The 21968-nt window shown below is 71.3% G+C and carries 18 protein-coding genes; 15 read left to right on the forward strand and 3 right to left on the reverse strand.

Annotation, left to right across the window (positions count from 1 at the left end):
• The first annotated feature begins 43 nt into the window (after positions 1–43).
• The 5 genes from OG870_RS00490 to OG870_RS00510 all read left to right on the forward strand — a co-directional run bounded on the left by OG870_RS00490 (position 44) and on the right by OG870_RS00510 (position 3792).
• Entirely contained in the window at positions 44–676 is a 633-nt protein-coding gene (locus tag OG870_RS00490; protein WP_266845036.1) for a hypothetical protein, read from the forward strand.
• Positions 673–1212, forward strand: coding sequence for a DUF6248 family natural product biosynthesis protein (locus OG870_RS00495; RefSeq protein WP_266845038.1), 540 nt, complete (start codon positions 673–675; stop codon positions 1210–1212). Before OG870_RS00490 ends, OG870_RS00495 begins: the two co-directional genes overlap by 4 nt.
• Before the next feature lie 400 nt (positions 1213–1612).
• A complete protein-coding gene (locus OG870_RS00500; RefSeq protein ID WP_266845040.1) occupies positions 1613–2353 on the forward strand; it encodes a phosphoadenosine phosphosulfate reductase in 741 nt (246 codons plus the stop codon).
• Positions 2354–2426: 73 nt separating this feature from the next.
• On the forward strand, positions 2427–2780 hold the full coding sequence (locus tag OG870_RS00505) for a hypothetical protein (RefSeq protein ID WP_266845042.1): 354 nt from the start codon (positions 2427–2429) through the stop codon (positions 2778–2780).
• Positions 2781–2889: 109 nt separating this feature from the next.
• Positions 2890–3792, forward strand: a complete 903-nt coding sequence (locus OG870_RS00510) for a hypothetical protein (protein WP_266845044.1) — start codon at positions 2890–2892, stop codon at positions 3790–3792.
• Positions 3793–4051: 259 nt separating this feature from the next.
• On the opposite strand, the gene OG870_RS00515 is transcribed toward OG870_RS00510, so the two are convergent.
• The 3 genes from OG870_RS00515 to OG870_RS00525 form a co-directional block, all read right to left on the reverse strand.
• Entirely contained in the window at positions 4052–5044 is a 993-nt protein-coding gene (locus OG870_RS00515) for a hypothetical protein (RefSeq protein ID WP_266845046.1), read from the reverse strand.
• A 344-nt stretch (positions 5045–5388) separates the two neighbouring features.
• Positions 5389–6843, reverse strand: coding sequence for a hypothetical protein (locus OG870_RS00520; protein ID WP_266845048.1), 1455 nt, complete (start codon positions 6841–6843; stop codon positions 5389–5391).
• The gene (locus OG870_RS00525; RefSeq protein WP_266845050.1) at positions 6840–8279 is read right to left on the reverse strand and encodes a hypothetical protein; all 1440 of its coding nucleotides are present in this window, start codon (positions 8277–8279) and stop codon (positions 6840–6842) included. Before OG870_RS00525 ends, OG870_RS00520 begins: the two co-directional genes overlap by 4 nt.
• Positions 8280–8974: 695 nt before the next feature.
• Here OG870_RS00525 and OG870_RS00530 point away from each other — a divergent pair.
• From OG870_RS00530 to OG870_RS00575, 10 genes are read left to right on the forward strand one after another with little or no spacing between them, the layout of a single operon-like run.
• Positions 8975–9907, forward strand: a complete 933-nt coding sequence (locus OG870_RS00530; protein WP_266845052.1) for a conjugal transfer protein — start codon at positions 8975–8977, stop codon at positions 9905–9907.
• A complete protein-coding gene (locus OG870_RS00535) occupies positions 9904–10245 on the forward strand; it encodes a hypothetical protein (protein ID WP_266845054.1) in 342 nt (113 codons plus the stop codon). The genes OG870_RS00530 and OG870_RS00535 overlap by 4 nt, the downstream gene beginning before the upstream one ends.
• A complete protein-coding gene (locus tag OG870_RS00540) occupies positions 10242–10829 on the forward strand; it encodes a hypothetical protein (RefSeq protein WP_266845055.1) in 588 nt (195 codons plus the stop codon). Before OG870_RS00535 ends, OG870_RS00540 begins: the two co-directional genes overlap by 4 nt.
• On the forward strand, positions 10826–13516 hold the full coding sequence (locus OG870_RS00545; protein ID WP_266927983.1) for an ATP-binding protein: 2691 nt from the start codon (positions 10826–10828) through the stop codon (positions 13514–13516). Before OG870_RS00540 ends, OG870_RS00545 begins: the two co-directional genes overlap by 4 nt.
• Positions 13516–13851: a hypothetical protein gene (locus tag OG870_RS00550; RefSeq protein WP_266845057.1), complete on the forward strand. Its 336-nt coding sequence runs from the start codon at positions 13516–13518 to the stop codon at positions 13849–13851. The genes OG870_RS00545 and OG870_RS00550 overlap by 1 nt, the downstream gene beginning before the upstream one ends.
• Position 13852: 1 nt before the next feature.
• A complete protein-coding gene (locus OG870_RS00555; protein WP_266845058.1) occupies positions 13853–16534 on the forward strand; it encodes a hypothetical protein in 2682 nt (893 codons plus the stop codon).
• Between the two features lie 17 nt (positions 16535–16551).
• A complete protein-coding gene (locus OG870_RS00560; protein ID WP_266845059.1) occupies positions 16552–17682 on the forward strand; it encodes a C40 family peptidase in 1131 nt (376 codons plus the stop codon).
• Positions 17679–18323, forward strand: coding sequence for a hypothetical protein (locus tag OG870_RS00565; RefSeq protein ID WP_266845060.1), 645 nt, complete (start codon positions 17679–17681; stop codon positions 18321–18323). Before OG870_RS00560 ends, OG870_RS00565 begins: the two co-directional genes overlap by 4 nt.
• Positions 18299–20923: an ATP/GTP-binding protein gene (locus tag OG870_RS00570; protein ID WP_266845061.1), complete on the forward strand. Its 2625-nt coding sequence runs from the start codon at positions 18299–18301 to the stop codon at positions 20921–20923. The genes OG870_RS00565 and OG870_RS00570 overlap by 25 nt, the downstream gene beginning before the upstream one ends.
• Positions 20920–21834, forward strand: coding sequence for a replication-relaxation family protein (locus OG870_RS00575; RefSeq protein ID WP_266845062.1), 915 nt, complete (start codon positions 20920–20922; stop codon positions 21832–21834). The genes OG870_RS00570 and OG870_RS00575 overlap by 4 nt, the downstream gene beginning before the upstream one ends.
• Positions 21835–21968: the final 134 nt, after the last annotated feature.

Here is a 21968-nt window from a genome sequence, read left to right on the forward strand (position 1 = left end):
GCTCACCTGGCATTACTCCCCGATCCGTCTCGCCTTCTGCGCCGTGCTGTACCTGGCCACGCCGTCCGGGGATGACGCACGGGCCGCCATGCGGGCCGGACTGCTGGCCTGCATGACGACCCCGGCCCAGGGCAACGTGATCCCGCCCGGCTGCCTGTACGCCTGCGACAATGGCAAGTTCGGCAAGGGCTGGCCCGGCGCCGAGGCCTGGTTCACCTGGCTCAAGGCGACCCTCGACCGCTACGGCCCGGACCGCTGCCTGTGGGCCGTCGCCCCCGACGTCCCGATGGACGCCGCGGCGACCCTGCCCGAGTCGCTGCCCTGGCTTGAGCCGATCCGCTCCCTGGGCATCCCGGCGGCCTTCGCCGCCCAGGACGGCAGCGAACACGGCCTCATCCCCTGGGACTTGATCGACGTGCTGTTCCTCGCGGGCTCCACCGAGTGGAAGACCTCACCGGCCGCCCACCGCCTCGCGCTTGAGGCCCGCGAGCGGGGCCTGGCCGTCCACATGGGCCGCGTCAACTCCCGCCGGCGGCTGCGCATCGCACAGGCCTTCGGCTGCACCAGCGCCGACGGCACCTATCTCGCCTTCGGCCCCGACACCAACCTCCCCCGCCTCCTCGCCTGGATGAAGGAACTCCACACCACCCCAACCCTGTTCGGAGACGACGCATGACGACGACCTGGCTGCGCTACGTGGGCGCATCGATCATGGGCATCCTCGACCCCGTCCCCTCCACCGTGGCCTCCCCCATGGCCAAGGAGGAAGGCGCCTGGGTCCGCACGAACGCCTGGACCAAGGCACTGCGCAAGATCGACGACGCCTACCCTCACGGCTTCCACCGGTGGTGCTCGTGCGAGGCCGGCACCTGCCACCCCTGCCGCACCGGACACCACGACCAGTGCATCAGCCGCAACGGCCCCCGCGTCGACGACGCCGCCGGCACCATCACCGACCGGCGCGGCTTCGTCGTCGCCGTGATCCGCTACGGCCCCGGCCAGCGGCCCTGTCGCTGGATCTGCCCCTGCACGCACGCGCCCGACGGCGAAGCCGAGGAGGCCGCCGTTCACGCCCCCGAGGTACAGCCGTCCGCCCGGCGGTCGGAGACCCGCTGCTCGACGTCCGTGCCCGCACCCGCGCCGGACGGGCAGATGTCCCTCTTCGCCAGCACCGGTCTGCCGGAGGAGGCCACCGGCGGTGAAACGCCGTGACGCTCCCGGTCCAGCCCGACCCCGAACCATCGCCCCCCTGCACACCCGCGGCACCGTCCGCCCTGAGTTCCCCGTCCGCTGCTCGTCTCACTGGAGTTGACATGCCTTCGCGCCCCAGCAGCCGCCCGCCCATCACGCCCGATCTGACCTCCTACGATCTGCTCGCGCCCCAGCTGTCCGGCGGGAAAGACAGCGCGGTCATGATGGCCGTGTTCATGGAAGCCGCCCGCACCGCCGGCGTGGCCGACCGGGTGATCTCGTACCACTCCAGCCTGGGGGTCCTGGAGTGGCCGTCCGTCGTGTTCGACGGCATCCGCTACCCGGGGGTGTCCGAGCTCGCTGCCCTGCAGAGCGCTGCGTTCGGGGTGCCCGCCGGCCGGCACCTGGAGGTACCCGCACGATGCCGGGCCCGGACGGGACCCGGATGCCGCACAGTCTGCTCACCGAGATCGTGGCGTACGGGCGGTTCCCGCGGATGGGCAGCCCGTACTGCCGCAAGAGCGCCAAGGAGAGCGTGGTCTCCGCCGCCTGGACGCCGTTCGTCGACCGCCTCAAGCGCGAGCTCGGCCGACCGGTGCGGATCTTAAAGGTCATGGGCTTGCGCAGCGATGAGGGCCCCGACCGCAAGAAGCGCCCGGCCTTCCGTACGGTGCAGGTCAACGGGGCGCGAGTGGTGGACGAGTGGCTGCCCGTCAAGGACTGGTCCACCGCCGCCGTCAAGGAGTGGCACGCCGACGCGCCGGTTCCGTACTCCTGGACGTACGACTCCGTGCCCGGTGCCGGCGACTGGTCCGGTACCTCCCGCTGCTCCTGCTCGCTGTGTGTCTTCGCTTCCAAGCACGACGTGTTGCTTTCCATCGGGCGGCGGCCGCGGCTGGCCGACCTGTACGCCGAGGTCGAGCGGGTGCGGGGCGATAGCTTCCGCAGCTTCCGCGCGGACTGGCGCATCGCCGACCTGATCCGGCACGCCGCCCAGTGCGGGGCGCCCGACCCCGGCGTCGTCTGCACGGACGACGGTCCGGAGTTCACCGCTCTCACGAAGCAGGTCCGGGCGGCGCTGCAGAAGGAGCCCCGCAAGGAACCCGAGCTGGCTCGCCACGGCGGCCGCGCCCTGTGCGAGGGCTGCACCGTTCACAGCTGATGACCACCGCCTGCCGCGTCGGCCGATGCCCGCGGCGCGGCAGGCGCCCCCTACAGTGGATGAGGAGATGACCATGGAGATGAACCCCACCGCCCTGCTGCTCGAGCTCGCCGCCCAGGCCCGGAGCGTGAGCGACCCGGGCACGCTGCGCGACTTGCTGTCTGCGGGCCACCGGGCCTGGTGCGAGGGCGTCGCCGACGTCCGGACCGGTGTTGGCCGGGAGACCTCGAGCCTGTCCGACGCCGAACTCGCCGAGCGGTGCGCCGCTGCGGGCGCGGCGTGGGAGGAGGGAATGACGCGCGACGAGGCGGTCTCCGCTCTCGCGTTCGTGACCTGGGACGCCGCGCCGGCCGCCATGGCCTACACGGAACTGGCGGAGCGTGCGGCACGCTGCGGGGTGTGCCTGCTGGGCGAGGAAGTGCTGTAGACGGATTTGCCGTCAGGCTGGACAACAAACCGCCCACTTTGGCATTATCGAACATGTCGCGCTCGTCCGAGTGCCGGCCCCGCTGTGCTGACTCTTCCAAGGGGACCCGATGTCTTCCGCCGACCGGCTCGTGGACACCGCGCAGATCGTGTCCGAGTTCGGCACGAGCAAGCCCCGGGTCAGCGAGTGGAGCAACACCCCGGACAGCGGCTTCCCCGCGGTCGCGCACACCGAGGGCCGCAAGCGGTTCTGGCGCCACGACGAGGTTGCCGCATTCTTCGCGCAGCGTGCCCCGAAGAAGCGCGCGCTGCCGGCCGCGGTCCTCGAGGCTGACCAGGACGAGCTGCTGACCAAGCGGGAGGTGGCCCAGCTTCTGGGTTACACCCGCACGTCGACCATCGACGGCTACTTCCGCGACCGGCCCGGCTACTTCCCCGAGCCCGACGAGGACGCCGACGGCCCGATGTGGCGCCGCGGCACGATCGTCACCTGGGTGTCCAACCGCCCCGGCAAGGGCCGGCGCAGCTCCGCTCCGGCGGCGCGGCCTGATGTGTCGGCGGATGGGGATCCCGACGAGCTCCTCGGCACGCCCGAGGTCGCCGGCCTCCTCGGCTACAGCAGCACGGCTTCCTTCTCCAGCGCCCTCTACCAGGGGCGCATCCCCGAACTGCCCGAGCCGGACGCCCTGGAGAAGGAAGAAGGCAGCCGCGGCCGGGCGCGCAAGAAGTGGCGCCGGGCCACCGTCGTTGCCGTCGCCCGCAAGCGCGGTGTGCTGCCGCCGGCCGACCAGGACGAGAACGAGGACCTGGTCGGCGCCGCCGAAGCAGCCCGAATCCTCGGATACAACAACGCCGACAGTTTCATCAGCGCGCTGGGGCACGGGCTCCTGCCCGACCTCGAGGAGCCCGACGGATACGAGTACCGGCGCGGCAGCGGCGGCCGCCCCCGTCAGCAGCGCTGGAAACGCTCCCGCCTCGAGGACTTGGCCGCCCGCCGCTCCTCGACGTCCTGACTGCAGCGCGCCGAACCGCGTCGCAGGCGGGATACCGTAAGACCGCGGCCTCTGGTTTATGGGATCGACGAACTCCCGGCGGACCAGATACCGCACGATGGCCGGTATGGAGAGGCCAGCCACCCCTCCACCGCGAAGCCGTACGGTTTCGCGGAACCGGCCATCGCTCAGTTCCTGCGCCGGAGCATCTCTGATGTGGACGACGCCAGCGCTGTGAGCACCGGTGCGGCAAGGATCCGCCGCGGTACGTGAGCGGCCATCATGAGTTGATGTCGGCTGTTGGTGTGGCGTCCACCTTGGTCACCTGGGTGCCGATGGAATAGACGGCAGGCTTGCCGGCTGCGGAGATGAGTCCGAGCTCAGTCTGTGCGTAGTGGCGGACGACCTTGTACATCTGCGCGTCCGGGTTGTACTTGACGAACGGCTTGTCTGAGTCGCCGAGGTTGATGTAGGACTGCAGGTCCTTGGCGAGGAAGGTCTCATCGACAGCGCTGTCGGACAACACGAGCGCGCCGCCGTCAGCGGTCTTCGCGGCGAAGACGTCCCCGGCGCGGGGGGCGGTCTTCTTGAAGTCGACCCAGGCGTGCCCGTCCAGGTTGTTTTCCCGCTCGGTGTACCAGGATCTGCCGATGCGTCGGGCTGAGGTGTTGGCGAGCGGAGTGTTGCGGCCGCCTGTCACCCACAGATCGGTGACTAGTTCCGGCAGCTGCGAGGGTGCCGTCTTACCGATCTTGGTGTCGGGGTCGGCGACCTTCATCAGCCCGGCCTTGTCGAGCGCGATGTGCGGCACCTTGGCCACCTCGGACCCTTCGAAGTCGCGGGCGACGACCATCCGCCAGCCGTCACCCGAGCGCTTGAAGACGAGGAACCTGATGTCCTTTGACCACAGCTTGCCCGGCTTGCCGTGGGTGAGGTGCGCGCCTTGGGTGCGCACCAGGAACCAGTTGGCCTTCGAGGAAGCGGGCGGGATGTAGAAGGTGCGGTTGACGTACACGAACGGAGCGATATTGTCCGCGACGTCGCTCTTGTCGAGGGCTGGGATCTGCGTGAAGTACGCCTGGTCCATCGCAAGGACGGCGCCGCCCTCCGCCTTCGCCATGAGTGAGGCGGAACGTTTGGCGTTGGCCTGGTTGTTGAGCTTCTGATAGGCGTCGACCGTCGTGTTCGCCTCGGCCTTGGTGAGCAACGGCCTCTCGGCCGGCGCAGCGCCCGCGGGTTCGGAAGCGCTGTCGGCGGTAGAGCATCCGGTCAAGGTAGCCGCGGCTGAGAGTACGGCCGCGGCGAACGCTCCAATGCGCGTGGCAGGGCCTATGTGGGCAGAGCGGGCCGGGTGGGCCATAGCAAGGTATCCCCGTTTTTTGTCGTGTTCTTTCGGCGACCGCCCTGTGCAGCGCGCACGGGATGATCGCTGTGCCACGGTATCGGCACTCACTCGGGCGGCAACTCCCGCCCCACTCCGGAACCGGACCGTAACCCTCCGAATCGGGGGTGGCCACAGGCCTTTGGCGGCTACCGGCCCTGAGCCATTCAGTTGTCGGAGCCCGGCCACCAACCGGCGGAGCTCCACGCAGACTTCGCAGGCTTGGTAGCCGATCATCACTTGGCATCCGCGGAGTTGAGCGGGGGAAGCAGACCGTCGCCGGGCCACAGGGGCGATCCTGCTTCCGCCCAAGCCAGGTGCCTGCCGACCTCGACGAGGACCTCGACACGGTCGGCCGACCCGTACGTCCAATGGGCCCCGGAGGCGGGGTCGACGGCACGGATCTCGCCGTGCGGACCGTTGCACACCAGGGCGCGAGCGATTTCAGGCAGGCCTAGATTGAGGGCGTCGCAGTCGTGGGCACGGATGAGCTGCAGCAGGTCTTCGGTGGCTGTCTCCCAGTCGCCGACCTCGGGCCAGCGTTCGCCCCCGTCGAGTTCGTGGGTGAGCGTGGACAGCGGCACGATCTCGCCGGGTCGGCGGCCATGGACGAGGAGGGCGTGGATGCGGGCGCCGTCGGGCTGTTGTACGCGGGGGTGCAGCAGGGAGGATGCGGCCACGACGGTGGTGTTGATCTCCTTGGCAGGGGCCGGGTAGTAGGGCTCGTGCGCGAACAGGAAGTAGACGTCCGGGGTGGGGACGGCCTGGCTGAGTTCGGGCTGGGACATGGGGAGGCTTCCCTTCTGAGGCGGTGGGGTCGGTGCATGACGGGGGCCTGGATGGGTCGTCGGTCGGGCGCCAGGCGCATACGGGCTCAGGGGTCGTGCGGGAGCGCAGGCCTGGTTCGTTCCGGGTGCGTTGTCGTCCGCGGTGTGCTTGAGGATCTGGGTGACCTGGTGGGCGAGTTGGAGCATCAGCCGCTCGCGGGCGATGAGTTCGGCTGGGGCCGAGCGGGCGTCGCGGGTCTGGAGCAGGTTGGCGGCGTCCCACAGCAGGTGCTGGCCGATCTCGGCCGGCCGGCGCAGTTCGTAGCGGTCGCTGCCGGCGGCGGCCTGGACGAGCGAGGTATGCAGGGCGGCGAGGCGCTGCAGGTAGCGGCAGGGGCCGTCGCCTTCGACGATGTGGACGTGTTCGCGAGCCCGGGCGTCCATCCGGTCGGGCAGGTGCTCGGCGAGCAGCGGGGCAAGGAGCATCGCCGGCAGCGCGACATCCGTGGGGACGCCGCGGCTTATCTCGAACAGGCCGACCAGCACGCTGATGAGGGCGACGCACGCGGCGGACAGTCGCAGGGATCCGGGGACGCTGCCCAGGGCGATGCGTCGGGCGGGGCGTCGGGTCAGCCAGCGCGGGGCCAGGCGCTGCGCTCGGGTCGCGGCCGGGGTGAGCACACCGATCTGGTGGGGGATCTCGGGCGGACTGCCGTCGCCGGGGACGGTCCAGGCGAGCCAGCCCCACGGGGTGCGTTCGTGGACGAGCACGGGTTCGCAGTCGGCCGAGCAGGTGTGGTCGCGGACGTGGCCGGTGCGCAGGGCGCGGGCGCGTTCCTTCTCCCACCGCCTCGGGTGGCCGGTGAAGGGGTGCTCGTGGTGCGCGACCGCGGTCGGCGGCGGTGTGTGGAGCGTGTCCGTCACGAGGTGCTTCCTTCCAGGTGGTCGGTCGATGCGGAGGCACAGGTGGTGCAGCGGCCGTCGCCGTCCGGGTGGGCGCGCCGGGGGGTGGGGCCCGGGCAGGTGTGGCACAGCGGCCAGCCGAGGCAAGCCGGGCAGAGGTCCTCGCCGGGGGCGGTTGCGGGATGGCCGCAGCCGGCGCATTCGACGAGGGCCCGGTAGGTCAGGGCCTCGCCCACCGTGCGGGCGGCGGCGGAAGCGGTCACCGGCTGCGGCGGCTGGTCGTCCCCGGCGGGCGTGTCGTGGTGGCCGGCCGTGAGGGCGGGCGGCGGGTAGGCCTGGGCGGCGCGCAGGCGAGCGGCGATGATCGCGCCGACCGTGGTCCGTACCGGATTCGGCAGCGGCCTCGCGGCGACGACGTGATGCAGCTGCTCGCGGCTCCAGCCGGCTTCCAGCATCGCGGTCACGATGCGGCCTTGATCGGTCAGCGCCTGCCCGGTCAGCAGCAGCTCGGGGCGGGCCGCCCCGAGCTCGAGCAGCAGCCGGATCCCCGGGTGCATCTCATCCGTCGCGGGCGCGGCCGGCGGGGACGTCGGCGTGTGCGGCCGGTCCGTCCGTCCAGGTGGTCGCGACGTGTCGCCGCGGCACGGACGGAGGGGGCTGGTCTTCTGCTGAGTGGTCTTCTTTCTGTTGGTGTTCTTAGTGGACCGATCAGCCAACGTAGGGTCATCCACTGGTGGAAAACCCGACTCTGGTTGTGACCTGCTGCTTTGCAGAGCGGGCAGGTCGGTGATGAAGTACGCGGCCGCGCCGAGGGTGCCGTCTGGGCCGCGCTCGCGTTCCCGGACCAGGAAGCCGTGCTTCTCCAGCTCCTTCAGGCCGCTCTTGACGGCTGAGTCACCGTCGCGGCCGCGGCGGGCGATGTCGGAGACGGTCATCCGCCAGCCGTCCCGGTGCGTCGAGAGCAGTCCGAACAGGCCCTTGGCCTTGAAGGACAACTGGGGGTCGCGGAAGAGCCCGTTGGCGATCTGGGTGAACTGATCGCCCGCCATCACGCCCCGCCGGATCCCCGCTGGGAGGCCGTCGGCGTACTCGGCCTCGGGGGCCGTGACCATCAAGTCGCCTTCGATCAGCGCGATGTCCAAGGTGGCCGGGCGGTCCGTGATGCAGTAGACGATCTCGCCGAGCGTGCCGTCCGGGCGGCGCTGGCGTTCACGGATCAGGTAGCCGTGTGCCTCGAGCTCCTGCAGGCCGGTCCGTACCGCTTCGCGTCCGTCCGGGCCCAGGCGAACGAGGTCGGTGACGGTCACCTGCCAGCCGTTCCTGTGCGTACTGACGTACCCGAAGATCCCCTTCGCTTTGAAGGACAGCGCAGAAGCACGGAACAGCGCGTTGGCGATCTGGGTGAACTGATCGGCCGCCATCACGCCCCGGTGGATCCCCGCCCCGAAGCGGCTCACTGCCGTGTCCCCGACGCGTGCCGCGCGCTGTGGCCACGGCGGCACACCGGGCCCGCCGAGGTGGGGCGGCCGGGGATCGTGGGTGTGGAGGCGTACGTGTGTTCCATGTCGTCAGCTCACCCGCCGGCCCCGACCACACCGGCGGCCACGAGCCCCGACCATCGGTCACGATCCGGCAACGGAGCCGTCTAGCTGCCGTGGTCGGGCTCATGGCCGGGCCTACCACGGCGCCTTCGGCCCGGGCGCTCGGTGATTGCGCAGCCTTGGGCGGGCGTTGCGCAATCGGGCTGCGCAACCGGTCTGGGGATCCTGCGCAGTCGAGTTGTGCTGGGGAGGCTGCGCAGTCCGCCCGGACTTCCTGATCTCCTCTTGCGCAGGTCCGTCTCGCGTACTGCGCAGGCGTCTGTCGCGGCCCGGCCGGCTTCCGTCTGCGCATCGGTGTCCGGGCCCTGTGGCCGGGCGGCACGTGATCGCCTGGCGGTCGCCGGTCTGGGCAACGCGCGCCGGGCGCGATGGCCTGCCGCCAGCTCACGTCTGGCCCATGGTTGGGGTCGTGGTCGGCCCGACCATGACCCCGACCATGGACTTCGTGTCCCCATCGTGACCGTGGTCGGGGGTTCGTGGTCGGTGGTCGGGTCGGGGTCGGCGGGTTTTCTCGAGGTCAGCAACATCCGTTCTGACCTGGGAGTTTGACCATGTCCCCTGGCAAGCAGACCGCACGGAGCGAGGCCGCTGCTCCGATGGCGGCCGGCGCCCGGCTGGAGGCGATGCGCCGCCGCGTACGCCTCTCACGTGTGGCGGTCTGGACCGTCATCGCGGCCGGCCCCGTCGCGCTGTGCGTCGCCGTCGCCTCCACCCCGACCACGGTCGCGGCAGCAGCGGCGGCCAAGCCCACTGCGATGCGCACCGCGTCGGACGCCGCCGACCCGGGCGGCTATGCGCAGGTGTTCGTCGGCGCGTGGTTGCGCAGCAGTGCGGACGACGAGACGAGTGCGCAGGCGCGGCTTGCGCAGTCGATGGCGCCGGACGTCGAGCTGCCCGACCCGGTCGCCGATGCGCAATCGGCTCCTCAGTCGGTGACGGCGGTGCGCAGTGCGCAGCGCGGCGCCGGTGCGTGGTCGGTGACGGTGGCTGCGCAGTTCGCAGGCGGATCGGTGCGGTTCTACGCCGTGCCGGTGGTCTGCGACAGCGCGGGCTCCTCGTTCACGGTGACCGGTGCGCCTGGCGTGGTGGCCAGCCCGGCCCGGGCCGAGGTGGCGAAGTCGTCGTACGCCGTGCCCGTTCCGGAGGGTGATCTGTCGTCTGCTCTCGGGCAGTTCCTCGCCGCCTACCTGACGGGGGCCGGTGAGGTCGACCGCTACCTCGCGCCCGGCGTGAAGCTCACCGCCGTGTCCCCCGCCCCGTACGCGGCGGTCGCCGTCCAGGAGGTGTCGGCCGTCGAGGAGGCCGCGGCCGCCGAGCAGGTGCCGGCGGACGGCACGAAGGTGCGGGTCCTGGCCTCGGTGGAAGCCCGTGACGCGACCGGCCGGTGGCCGCTGGCGTACGAGCTCACGCTCAAGGCCCGCTCCGGCCGGTGGGAAGTCGCCGCGCTTCAGTCCGGGACTGCCCAGGACGGGGGCGGGCGATGAACACCGTGCACAGCCTGATGCTCGCCGGGCAGCTGGACGACCTCGGCAACAGCTGGATCAACATGTTCAAGGAGTGGGCGACCAAGGGGCTGCAGGCCGGTCTGATCTGTCTGGTCGTCGTCATCATGATCCAGAAGTTCAGCCTCAAGGCGGGGATCGGTGCCCTGCTGTTGATGGTGATCGCGCTGGGTCTGTACAACTCGCGCAACGACCTGGCGAACATGTTCACCGACGAGGTGAAGAACCCGCCCAAGGGCGCTCCCGCCGTTCCCGGCATCGTCCGGTCCGAACTCCCGGCCTCTCGTGACCATTCGCTCGGGGCCGGGGGCTGGCTGTGAGCGCGGCCGCCGCGGCACGGGTGGGCCGCTTCTACACCTCCGCCCGCCGCCATCCCTGGGTGCTGGGCAAGGTCGCCGACTGGAAAATCCCGCTCGGCCCCTACACGCCCGCGCAGATCGCGGTCGCCGTCGGCGGCGGCTTCCTTCTGATCAAGACCATCGGCTGGTGGTCGTGGATGGGGCCGGTCCCCATCGTCGGGTGGGGCCTGGTCATCTGGATGGTGCGCCGGCCGAAGGTCCGGGGCCGTGCCCCGATGCAGGCCGCTTTGGGCTGGGTGCTGCTCGGCTGGCAGCCCCGCGGAGGGCGGATCGGCGGGCGGGCCGCCCGCGACCGCGCTGACCACCCGCTGCTCGGCGGCTTCACCATCGAGGACGCGCCCGCGCCCGCTCCCCATCCCGCTGTGCACGCCGCACCCTCCCGCGCGGTTCAGCGGGGTCCAACCCGGGCGCCGCACCCGAGCCCGGCCACAGACCGCGCGTCCGCACCCCGCCGCACACAGCCAGTTGCTCCCGCGGTAGCGGCAGGGCCGGTGTCGGGCGTGCAGCAGCTGCTCGCGCTCGCCCAGCAAGGGGGTGCGCGATGAGGGTGCCGATCCGTCACATCGCCGGGCACCTGGTGTGGTCCACGCAGGGCAGCGTGTGGGCCGTCTACCGCCTGCACCCGGGCCCGGACGCGCAGGGCCGGCGCGAGGAGACCGTCCAGGGCACCTACGTGCCCGCCCCCGTCCGCGACGAACAGCTCGCCAAGATCACCCACTTGGTGCGCTCTCTGTCCGGGGCACCGCGCCTGTACGGCATGTGCGCGCAGGTCGACCCGGGCGAGATCGCCCTCAGGATGATCGAGGGCATCGAGCCGGCCGAGCAGGCACCCGGTGCGGGCCGGCACCCGTGGGTGGAGAACGTCGAGGCCACCCTGGATCTGCTGGACGGCCAGGAGATGCACCGCCGCACCCTGTGGCTGGCCGTGCCCCTGCAGACCGAAACAGGCGGCCTGCAGGTGTCGGCGTCCCTCGGTGCGGCGTGGGCCGAGGTCGCGCCGATGCTGGGCATGCGGCTGGCGCCGGTGGCCCGGCGCGAGGTGAGCTCCTACCGCGAGCAGGCCTCCCGGGTGGAGGCCGCGCTCGCCGGCGGCATCGCTTTCCGCCCGGCCCGCCCGGCGGAGATCGTGTGGATGATCCAGCACGCCCTCCACCGCGGCCTTGCCGAGCCGCTGCTGGCGGAGGCCGAGACCAGCGAGCTGTACGGCGGGCAGATCCGTGAAGGGGTGCTGCGCTCCCCCAGCTACGCCGACCTCGGCCAGGTGCGCCTGCAGGAAGGCGGCATCGACCCCGACCTCGATGATGTCGACGAGCTCAAGAGCGCGGGCCGGATCACCCGGTCGGGCCGCAAGGCCTGGTGGCGAGTGAACACCGGATCACCGCTGGGGCGGCGCTGGCTGCAGGTCGAGTCCGACAACGGTGTGGGCTACCAGGCGCAGTTGGCGCTGGCCGAGTGCCCGCCCGCCATCAGCCAGGATGCCGCCGACCTGTTCACCCAGCTGGAGATGCTCGACTTTCCCGTCGACTACACCGTCGACCTGACGCTCGTGCCCGCAGAGAAGGCTCGCGACCAGGTGCGGCGCAAGAAGAACGAACTCATCGACCAGGCCGATCAGTACGACGCCCGCCCTACCGGCATGCCCGCCTCGCTCACCGAGGCCGCCCGTGACCTGGGCGAGCTGGACGCCCGCCTGTCCCGTACGTCGGTCGAGGTGGAGGTGCAGTCGGTGACGGTGCTGACGGTGTGGGGGCCGACCGCCGCCGTCTGCGACGCGAGGGCCCGCGCCCTGGCCGCGCTGCTCGGCGGCGCCGACTACCGCGCCGTGCGCCCGGCCGGCCTGCAGGAGGCCCTGTTCACCCTGGGGCTGCCCGGCACCGTACGGCCGGGCGTCGTACGGGAGTTCACCCAGCACCAGGTCTCCGAAGACTGGGCGCTGGGCGGGGCCTTCACGGCTGCGGAGGTCGGCGACCCCAACGGCATGTTCCTCGGCATCGACCAGGACAGCGGCTCCACCCGCCCCGTCATGATCAACGTGGCGGATGCGCCCAAGGTGGACGCATCCGCGTCGATGGGCATCGTCGGGGATCTCGGCGCGGGCAAGAGCGTCCTGCAGAAGCTGATCGCGGAGGCGGTGTGGGCGCGCGGCGGCTGCGCGATCTGCATCGACCGCACCCCCGTGCGCGAGTGGGCCACCTTCGCCCGCACCGCGGCCAAGGGCCGCGTCCAGATCATCGACGCCGCGCAGGCCGAGGTGTCCATCGACCCGCTGCGCATGTTCGACGGGCCGGAGGGCCGCCACTACGCCCTGTCCTACCTCACCCTGCAGCTCGGCATCGGCCCGATGAGCACCAACGGCGAGGTCCTCCACCACGCCGTCGAACAGGCCGCCCTCAGCGACGCCCCGTCCATGCACCGTGTCCTTGAGGTCCTCGAGGAGATGGCCACGCGCGAGGCGGGCAAACGGCAGGACGCGGCCGCGACCCTCGCCGGTCTCATCCGGGTCGTGGCGACCAACTCCCTGGCCCGGATGGTCTTCGACCCGACGCTGCCGCCGGTCAGGTTGGACGCCTCCAGCGCCTCCGACATGATCGTGATCACCACCACTGGTCTGAAGCTGCCTCCGAAGGCGGCGTTCGCCAACCCTGAGATCCTGCACCAGCAGCCGCTGGAGGCGCTGATCGGCCGGGCGGTGCTCTACCTGATCGCCGCGATCGCCCGGCAGACGGCTTTCGAGGACCCCGAGCGGTTCACCGCGGTGGTCCTGGACGAGCTGTACTGGCTCACCTCGTCCGCCGAGGGCACGGCCTTGGTCCACGAGATCCTCCACGACGGCCGCAAGCACGGCGCCGGGCTCCTGGCGGGTTCGCACGACGCCGAGGAACTCGGGCCCGACCGAGGCCTGATGGCCTACCGGGCACTCGCCCGCACCGCCGACCGTGAACGCGCCCGCCGCGGGCTGGAGTTCGTCGGCCTCGACCCGACCGACGGCGAACTGCTGCGGCTGGTGACCACCGGCCTGTCCCCCGTCGGGCAGCGCGGCCGGGAGGGCGAGTTCCTGCTGACGTGCCCGCGGCAGAACACCGGCCGCATCAAGGTCTCCATCCCCCGCATCGAGCGCATCACCACGTCCATCACCACCACGCCGGGACGCCGCACGAGCGCTGTCTCCCCCACGGTGCCTAAGCCGCTTGCCGGTGAGGCCGCACAGACCCGTCCGAAGGAAACCGTCTGATGACCACGTTGTCCTGTGCCCGCTCGAAGCGCGTCGCCGCCGTGAGCGTCCTCACCGTGCTCGCCGTCGTCGTGCTCGCCCTCGGGGTGGGCGTGCCGCAGGGGTGGTGGCCGCACACCGGACAGGCCTTCGCCGCCGACGCCGCGCACCGGGATCCCTGCGCCCTGATCGTGGGCCCGGCCAAGGCGTACTGCGAGCGCGGCGCCGCGACCACTGCCTCCGCCGGTCATCAGGACGTGGCCGGCGGGGCGTGGAGGCTGGTGCCTGCCAGTGCAGGTGTGGGTGCTCTCGTGGTGTGGCGGCTGCGCGGCGCCGCTGGGCGAAGGCGGCGCTGACGTGTTCCGTCCAGACCGTGCGACTTTGCGTTCGGCCGGTTTCGTCGTGCTGCTCACCGGCGTGTTCCTCATGGTGAACACCCAGGTCGTGTACGCGGCCGGCAGCAACAGCGAGACCGGAGACCTGCTCGCCCCGCTGAACATCTACTCGTCCGAGGGTGTGCCGATCGACGGGTACGACCTGAACGCTTCAGGTGGCTCCATCGTCGCCTTCAAGACCCAGGCCCTGGCCTTCGCCCTGTCCGGGCTGTTCACCCTGATCAGGCTGCTGGTCGGGCTGGCCGGGTGGGCGATCGAGGTGGCCTTCCGGTTCCCGCTGCTCAAGCTCCTCACCAAGCCCGCGCAGAAGGTCGCCGACACCTACGACACGGTGGTCGTCGACACACTCGGGATCAAGGGGCTCTTGCTGGCCTGGGCGTTTGTGTTCGCGGGATTCATGATCGTGCGTGGCCGGGTCGGCCGCGGTCTGGGCGAAATCTTCCTCACCCTGCTCATCGGGGCGATCGCTGCCTCGGCTCTCATCCGCCCCGACACCATGCTCGGCCCGGACGGGCCGCTGGGGCAGTCCCAGCAGGTGGCCGCCGAGGTCGCCCAGGAGAGCGTCAACTCCTACGACTGGGGCGGCAAGCTCGCCAGCTACGACCCATGCGCCGGCATGGCCGGCAACGCCGAGATCAAGTGCGAACAGCGTGAAGGCGAAGGACCGGTCTCTTCAACGGAAGTGGCCCGGCCCATCCAGGATTCGATCACCAACGCCTTGATTGTCAAGCCGTACATGCTCCTCCAGTACGGGCGCATCCTCGACCCGGCCAAGCCTGCCGACCGCAAGGCCTACGCGGTCCACCTGAAGTGGATCACCGGCGGTTATAAGGCCGGCACGGCCAAAGACGACAAGGACGATCCCTGCCGCCTGGTCAAGGGGCCCGCCAAGAAATGGTGCCAGCGCGGCGACGGCGACAAGGGGACCGCAGGGGCGCTGCCCGAACTCACTCCGGGTGGTGAGCTGCTGGATGCCGCCAATCCGGTCGTCAGCGCGGAGGACCAGGAGTTCGCCGCGTTCCTCGCCGACATGAAGAAGGCCGGACCGGTCGGCAAGTCGTGTGCCGCCTACGCCGAACAGCCCACCTGGTGGCGGGTCGGCGGAGCCTTCCTGCTGCTGATCGCCGCCCTGTTCATCTGCGGCATGCTGCTGTCCAGCGCGATCGTGCTGCTGGGTACCCAGGGCATCTGCGCGGCAGCGGCGGCCGTCGGCGGGGTCACCTTCGTCGCAGGCATGCTGCCCGGCCCGGCGCGCCAGTCGGTGTGGAAGTGGCTGTCGATCTGGGGCATCGCCGTCCTGGCCGTGGTCGGGATCTGCGCCTTCATCCCCTTCTTCGGGATCGCCATCGACGCCACCATCACCAACGGCCCCGACCTGATGGTCGAGCGGATCCTGCTCATCGACGTGCTCGCCATCGCCGGCGCGGCCGGACACCGCAGGCTGCTGACCGGCATCACCTCCTTCGGACGGCGCATGGCCATGCGGATGCGCTACGCCAAGGTCGGCGGCACCCACATGCCCGGCGACACCTCCGAACTCGGCGCCGCCCTCGCCATGAACTCCCCTACCGCGATCGGCGGATACGGCGGCGGGCTGCGCGCCTTCACCGGCGGGGGTGGCGGCAGGTTCGGCATGCTCGGCACCCGCCAGCGACTGATGGGCGCACTCACCTCCCTGGTCGACGGCGCCGGCATGCCGGTGGACACCGGCGGACTCCTCGCCGATGCCACGGCCGAAGCCGGGCGCGGTCTGGCCCCGTTGACCGCGGCCGCGGCCGTGGGTGGGCTGGGCGCACGGCTTGGCGGGAAGGGTGCGCATTGGCTGCTGATCGGCCGCCGTCCGGATCGGGAGCAGTTGGCCAAGTGGCGCAAGCCCACGGCCGACGGGGACCCGGGTGCGGGTGGCCCGTCGGGCGGCGGTGGTTCAGGCGGTGCGGGGCCGCGTCGGCCGTCAGGCCCGCCCGACCGGTATCGCAACGACCAGGGGCAGGTCGTCGACCGTAACACCGGCCAGGTGCTGCACGACCAGAACAGCGATCGGACGCTGCTGTCGACCCGGGCCCACAACCGGCTGGTCCGCTTCCGCGGGTACCGCATCCTCAACCGGGGCGGCCGGGCCGCGTACGGGGCGACGGTCGGTCTGCCGGCCAACGTCCGCCGGGCCCGGTCGGGGGGTTCGCGCTACTCCCAGGACGCCCGCCAGCAGGTGCGGGTTTGGGGCAACACCGTCCGCGAAGACCGCCGGGCCTGGGGCGACACGGGGCGACACGTGGCCCAGGTCCTGCGGGACCACACCGACGACAGCGGCGGTTCCGGTCCGTTCGCCAACCGCCGCCTGCCAGCCGTAGGCACTCCGGCTGCCACCCCCCGCCCGGCCGCGCCTGCGCGCCCCGCCCCACCAACGGGCGGTCCCGCAGCTCCGCCGCCGGCACCGCTCCCGCCTCGGCAGGGCCCGCCCCCAGTGCCTCGGTCCGATCTCGGCAGGCCCGCTCATCCCGGGGGCGGGAACGCACGCAACCCACGGGACGAGGCACGGGACCGGATGCGGGAGCTGATGCGGCGGACCGAGCCCGACGCCGACCGGCTGGGCCGCCTGCGCCAGGTGCGGGATCGGTGGCAGGACGAGGACGGTGAGGGCGAGTGAGGCCGCCGGTACGCCGCATGAGGCGGTGGGGATGTGTCGTCGCGCTGCTGATGTTCGCCGCCGTGTGCTGCGCCGCGCCGGTCGGAAACGCGATCAGCGCATACGTCGCCCTGAAGACCGGTGCGCAGGACGACGGAGGGATCGCCGAGGGCGGCAGCGCCGCGGACATCCCGCCGCGGATGCTGACCGCCTACAAGAAGGCGGTTCAGCACGTCGGTGAGTATGTGCCCAAGTGCGAGGGCATGCGCTGGCCTATCCTCGCCGGGATCGCCAAGGTCGAGTCCAACCACGCTGTGGGCAGGAACATCGCCGACAACGGCGACATCCGCCCGAAGATCTACGGGGTGCTCCTCAACGGCTCCGGCGCCGGCGGCAACACCACTGTCTTCCCCGACACCGACGGTGGCAGGTGGGATGGCGCCTCACAGGGTGAGCGAGCCGTCGGGCCATTCCAGTTCATGCCCTCGACCTGGGAGTCGACCGGCGAGGACGGCAACGGGGACAAGGTTGCCGATCCCCACAACGCCGACGACGCCGCGCTCGGCGCCGCGATCTACCTGTGCACAGGAGGCCGCGACCTGACCAAGCGGGCCCAGCTCACGGCGGCGATCCTGCAGTACAACCACTCGAGCGAGTACGTGGCAGGCGTGCTGGGCTGGATCGAGCAGTACAGGGCGGCCGCCAAGGACCCGGACCTCAAGAACGTCTCCGGGAAGGCCCGCACCGTGATCGAGGCGGCGCTCTCCCAGCGGGGGGTGCCCTACTCGTGGGGCGGGGGCAACGCCAAGGGTCCGTCGTACGGGTTCTGCTGCTCCCCCAGCGGCAAGAACGGCGCCAACATCAAGGGCTTCGACTGTTCCGGGATGACCCAGTACGCGTACGCGAAGGCCGGCATCCGACTGCCGCGCACCGCGGCCGCCCAGGCCGGTGTCGGCCGGCGGATTCCCGCGGGCCTTGGCACGGGTGCGCTCATGCCGGGTGACCTCGTCTTCTACGCCACCGCTCCCGGACGCGATTTGACGATCTATCACGTCGGGATCTACCTGGGCGGCGGGCAGATGGTCAACGCCGCCCGCCCGGGGACCGTTGTCCGGCTGGACGCGGTGGACGCGATGTCCGGCTATGCGGGAGGGGCGCGGCTGCTGTGACCACCACCCCGCGCTCCTCGCGTCTGCTGTTGCTGAGCACCGTCGTGCTCACCATTGCCGGCCTCGCTCTGCTGGGCATGCCGCACGGTCAACAGCCGCAGGCCCCGGCCGCCTCGCCGACCAAGCAGGTGACCACGGATGCGTCATCGGCGGCCGCTGCGCCTCCTACCGGCAAGCTGACCGCCCACGCGGCTGCCACCGCGACGCCCGCCGCATCGACACCGCCGGCCGTCGCGTCCGCTCTGCCACCGCACGGCGAGGGCGTGGCCGGTGACCGGGCCGTCCAGCGGAACCTGGAGGCGGCCTGGCCCGCCGATCTTCCTGCCGCCGACGAGCGGGAGTTGCTCACCGCCGGTCGCGCGCTGCTGCGCGCGGACGCCACCGGAGCCGGCCGCGCGAAATGGCCAGAGGTTTTCCCCGACCCGGGGCAGGCGGTGGCCCCGGCGTTCGCCACCGCCCGTTTCCGCATCCAGGCCGCGATCGCCCGCCGCCACGGCAGTCGCAACAAGGCGGTGGTCCATCTGGTGTGGGCCGGCGTAGACCGCGGCGGCACCTTCACCGACCTCCGCATCACCGACTGGTTCTTCACCCGCACGAACAAGAAGGGAGCAGCGACGTGGATTCCGCAGCCCCGTACCTGACCGGCCAGTCGGACCCAACGGCATCCGGACAGGTGCTCGGCCTCATCTCCGGCATCGTTCATGCCGCCGGCTGGGTGCTCACCTACTGGTGGGTGGTGGCCGCGGTCGCCGTCGTCGTCTGGATGGCGAGCGAGCTGGTGGTGCGCCACCTGGCCCGGAAGGCCTCGGCTGAGCGGATGGCGCTGGAGCTCGTGCCGTCGCGGCACTTCGACCCTGGTTTCGAGGAGATCTTCCGCCGGGGTGTTCAGCTCGCCCGGGCCTCGACTTCCATGCCGTGGTGGGCGCCGCGCCGGTCGAAGACGGTGCAGCTGAGGCTGCGTGCCGACGGCTCCAGCCCGTTGCGGTACCGGATCGAAGGCCCCGCAGGCGGCGAGCGTCTCCTGTCGATCACGCCGTTCGGCCCTGCGGTGACCGTGAACCGGGCCCGTCCCCTGGTCGACAAGCCCCGTGACCACGTGGTGCGGGCGGAGTTCATCCTGCGTGGCAAGCCGAGCGCGCCCTTGCGTGAAGTCCCGCTGGCCCCCGACCCGTTGCAGCCGCTGATCGACGCTGTCTCCGACCTCCGTGCCGAGCTGGGTGACCTGGCCGAGATCCGGCTCGACATCCAGCGCGCCCCCAAATGGTCGCTGCGGGCGCGCCGGCTGCAGCTGATGACGGAGGCGCGGCGTGCGGAGAGGCGGGAGGCCCAGCGGGCCGCCCGGTGGGTACGGCAGGACGCCACCGGTATCGAAGACTCGCTGGCCTGGCAGTTGCAGCAGTTGGTGGCCGGCAAGCAGGGCGGGGGCGGGCGTCGGTTGGTCATGCCGCCGGTCCCCCGCCGGGTGGACCCGGAGGAAGCACTGGGCAAGCTCGTCGAGGACGACCACCTGGTGCGCGTGCAGCTGCTGGTGATGTGCGCGTCCAACGTTGAAGGGCGCGCCCAGGCCCGCCTCGGTCAACTCCAGGCCGCCCTCGACGTGTTCGGCGGCGGCTCGCGCTGGGCGATGCGCGGCTGGCGGGTGGGCCCGTGGCGGTTCGGCGCCGATCACTGGCCCACTAGGCGTGGCTTCGAGCGCCGCTGGGATCTGGGGCACTGCCAGCCGCCTCGTGCGAACTGGGTCCGGTTGGACGAGCTGACCGGGCTGCTCAAACCACCCACGGTGCACTGCCGACTGCCGCTGCTGGCCGGGGACCTGCCGACGTTCGAGCACGGGGATCCCGACCTGCTGTTGCAGGGCATCTACCGCGGATCCGACGGCCGGCGGCGCCTGGTCGCCACCTACGCGTGCGAGACGCTGTTCGAGGTCGGGGTGGGCAAGGCGGGCGGCGGCAAGACCGAACGCGCTCTGGCCCAGGCGATCGGCTGGGCCCACGCCGACGGCGGGCTGATGTTCGTCGACCCGCATCGCGACTCCTGGCCGCGCGCCCTGCCGTTCCTCGCCCACGACCACTTGATGCAGCGGATCGCACTGATCGACCTGAACGCCAACGGGCCTGCTCCGCAGCTCAGTTGCTGGAATCCGATCGGTATGCACCAGGGTCAGGTGGCGCACGAGGTCGTGGAGGCGACCGCGGATGCCTACGCGTCCGTGCTCAGGTGGGACGACGCCACCGCTCCCCGCGCGCTGACCATCTTCACCGCCGCCCTGGCGGTGCTGGTGGCCGTCAACGAGGCCGCCTGCCAGGCCGGGCGGCCCGAGGACCAGGCGACGGTCTTTCACCTGCGTTCTCTCCTCACGGATCCGGCCTTCCGTATTCCGGCGCTCACCGCGGTGGAGGGGCGCCTGGACGAGGAGACCCGCTCCTGGTGGCGGACGGTGTTCCCGACGCTGCCCACCGACGCGTTCGGCGTCGTCCTCAACCCGATCGCCCGGCTGGCCGCGAACCCGGTGACCCGGGCGTTCCTCGGGCAGCCGGCCGGCGTCTACAACATCCGGGCCGCGATGGACTCACGGATGATCGTGTGGGTGTGTCCGGGCGGGAACGGGCCCACCGACCGGCTCATCACCGCACTGCTCGCCCGCGACCTGCTGCGGGCCGTGCGCTCCCGCCGGGATACCCCGGAAGGCCAGCGGGTGCCGTTCCGCCCGTATTTCGACGAGCTGATCACCCTCACGGGCGCGGCCCCGGAGACGATCGCCGCGATGTTCGAGGACTTCCGCAAGTACAAGGTCCACGTCCACGGCATGACGCAGCTGCTGGCCCGCCTGCCCATTCCGGTGCGGCTGTCGCTGGTGCAGAACGCCTCCACGCTGGCGTCGACCGCGGGTTCACAGTCTGCGGTCGCCCCGATCACCGCGGAGTGGGGCGACCGTCCCAGCCCGGACGTGGTCGCCGCGCTGGACCGGTTCGAGCACTACATGTCGCTGACCGTCGAGGGCCGTCGTGTCGGCCCCGTCCGGATCACCGGCCCTCACCTGGACGAAGTCTTCGCCGACTACGCCCGCCCACGCCAGGTTGCGGCACTGGAGCGCGCCGCCCGGGCCACGGCCGGCGCAGCTGCGCTGGACCAGCTCACGGACCGGGCCGGCAACCAGCTCACCCGAGTGAGCGGCTTCCTCGCCCAGCACGCCCCCGCCACCCCGCCGAACGTCCAGTTGAACATGAAGGGATACAAGTGACCACCGCCTTCGAGACCGTGTCGTCCGGTCGTACGCCAAGCCCCGTCGAGCCGCTGCCGCATCAGCTCCTGGCCGTGCTCGGTCAGCACCGGATGGCGACCACGAACCAGCTCCACGAACTGCTGCGGCCCGGCGCCGCGCGGCAGACCGTCTCCGCGCCGTTGAACAAGCTGCGTCGCGACGGCTTGGTGGACTACACGGTGCTGCCGCAGTCCAACCGGTCCCGCGCCTGGTACCTCACCAGCGAGGGGGCCCGGCTGACGAAGGACTTCCCCGCTCTGCGGGGACGGCCCCCGTACCCGATCAGCTCGGCCACGGCTGCCTCGCTGAAGACGCCCCACACCCTGACCGTGGTCCGCACCCACCTCACGTTCGTCACCGACGCCCGCCGGCGCGGTGACGAGCACGGCCACCTGGACTGGACACCGGAGGTCTCCCACCCGCTCAGCGACGGCGAAAGGATCATCACGGACGCGGTGATGCACTACACCCTCATCGGTGACGACGAGCGGATGAAGCTGCGGGCGTTCGTCGAGGTCGACCGCACCACGATGGGCAGCGAACGGCTCGCCTCCAAATTGATCGAGTACGCGCGGCTGTGGTCGTACGAGCCACAGCCCGTCGGGCGGGCACGTGCGCGGCAGCCGGCCGCTCCTTCAGCGGTGTGGCTGCGCTGGTATCCCGTGTTCCCCCGGGTGTTGTTCGTGCTGACCGGGGCCTCCCGGTACGTCCTGGACCACCGGATCAGCGACCTGCAGGCCATGATGGCGGCGCACCCTCTCGTGGGCACGCTGGCCCGGCAGGTGCCGATGGGAGCGGCAGTCCTGGACGACCTCGAAGAACGGGGGCCCACCGGTGACGTCTGGGCGCCTCTGGCCGGCGGCGAGCCACGGCCGTGGACCGAGCTGTGAGACCCCGGGTGCCGGGGCCGAATGTCGCAGCCTTGCAACTACGCCCCAAACCCCTTGAGATTTGCTCACGCGAACCTCTAGTTTACTTCTGCACAGCAAGGCATCGCCTCGGAAACTCCTTGCTGTGTACCGAC

The sequence above is a fragment of the Streptomyces sp. NBC_00461 genome (assembly GCF_036013935.1).
Taxonomy (GTDB): domain Bacteria; phylum Actinomycetota; class Actinomycetes; order Streptomycetales; family Streptomycetaceae; genus Streptomyces.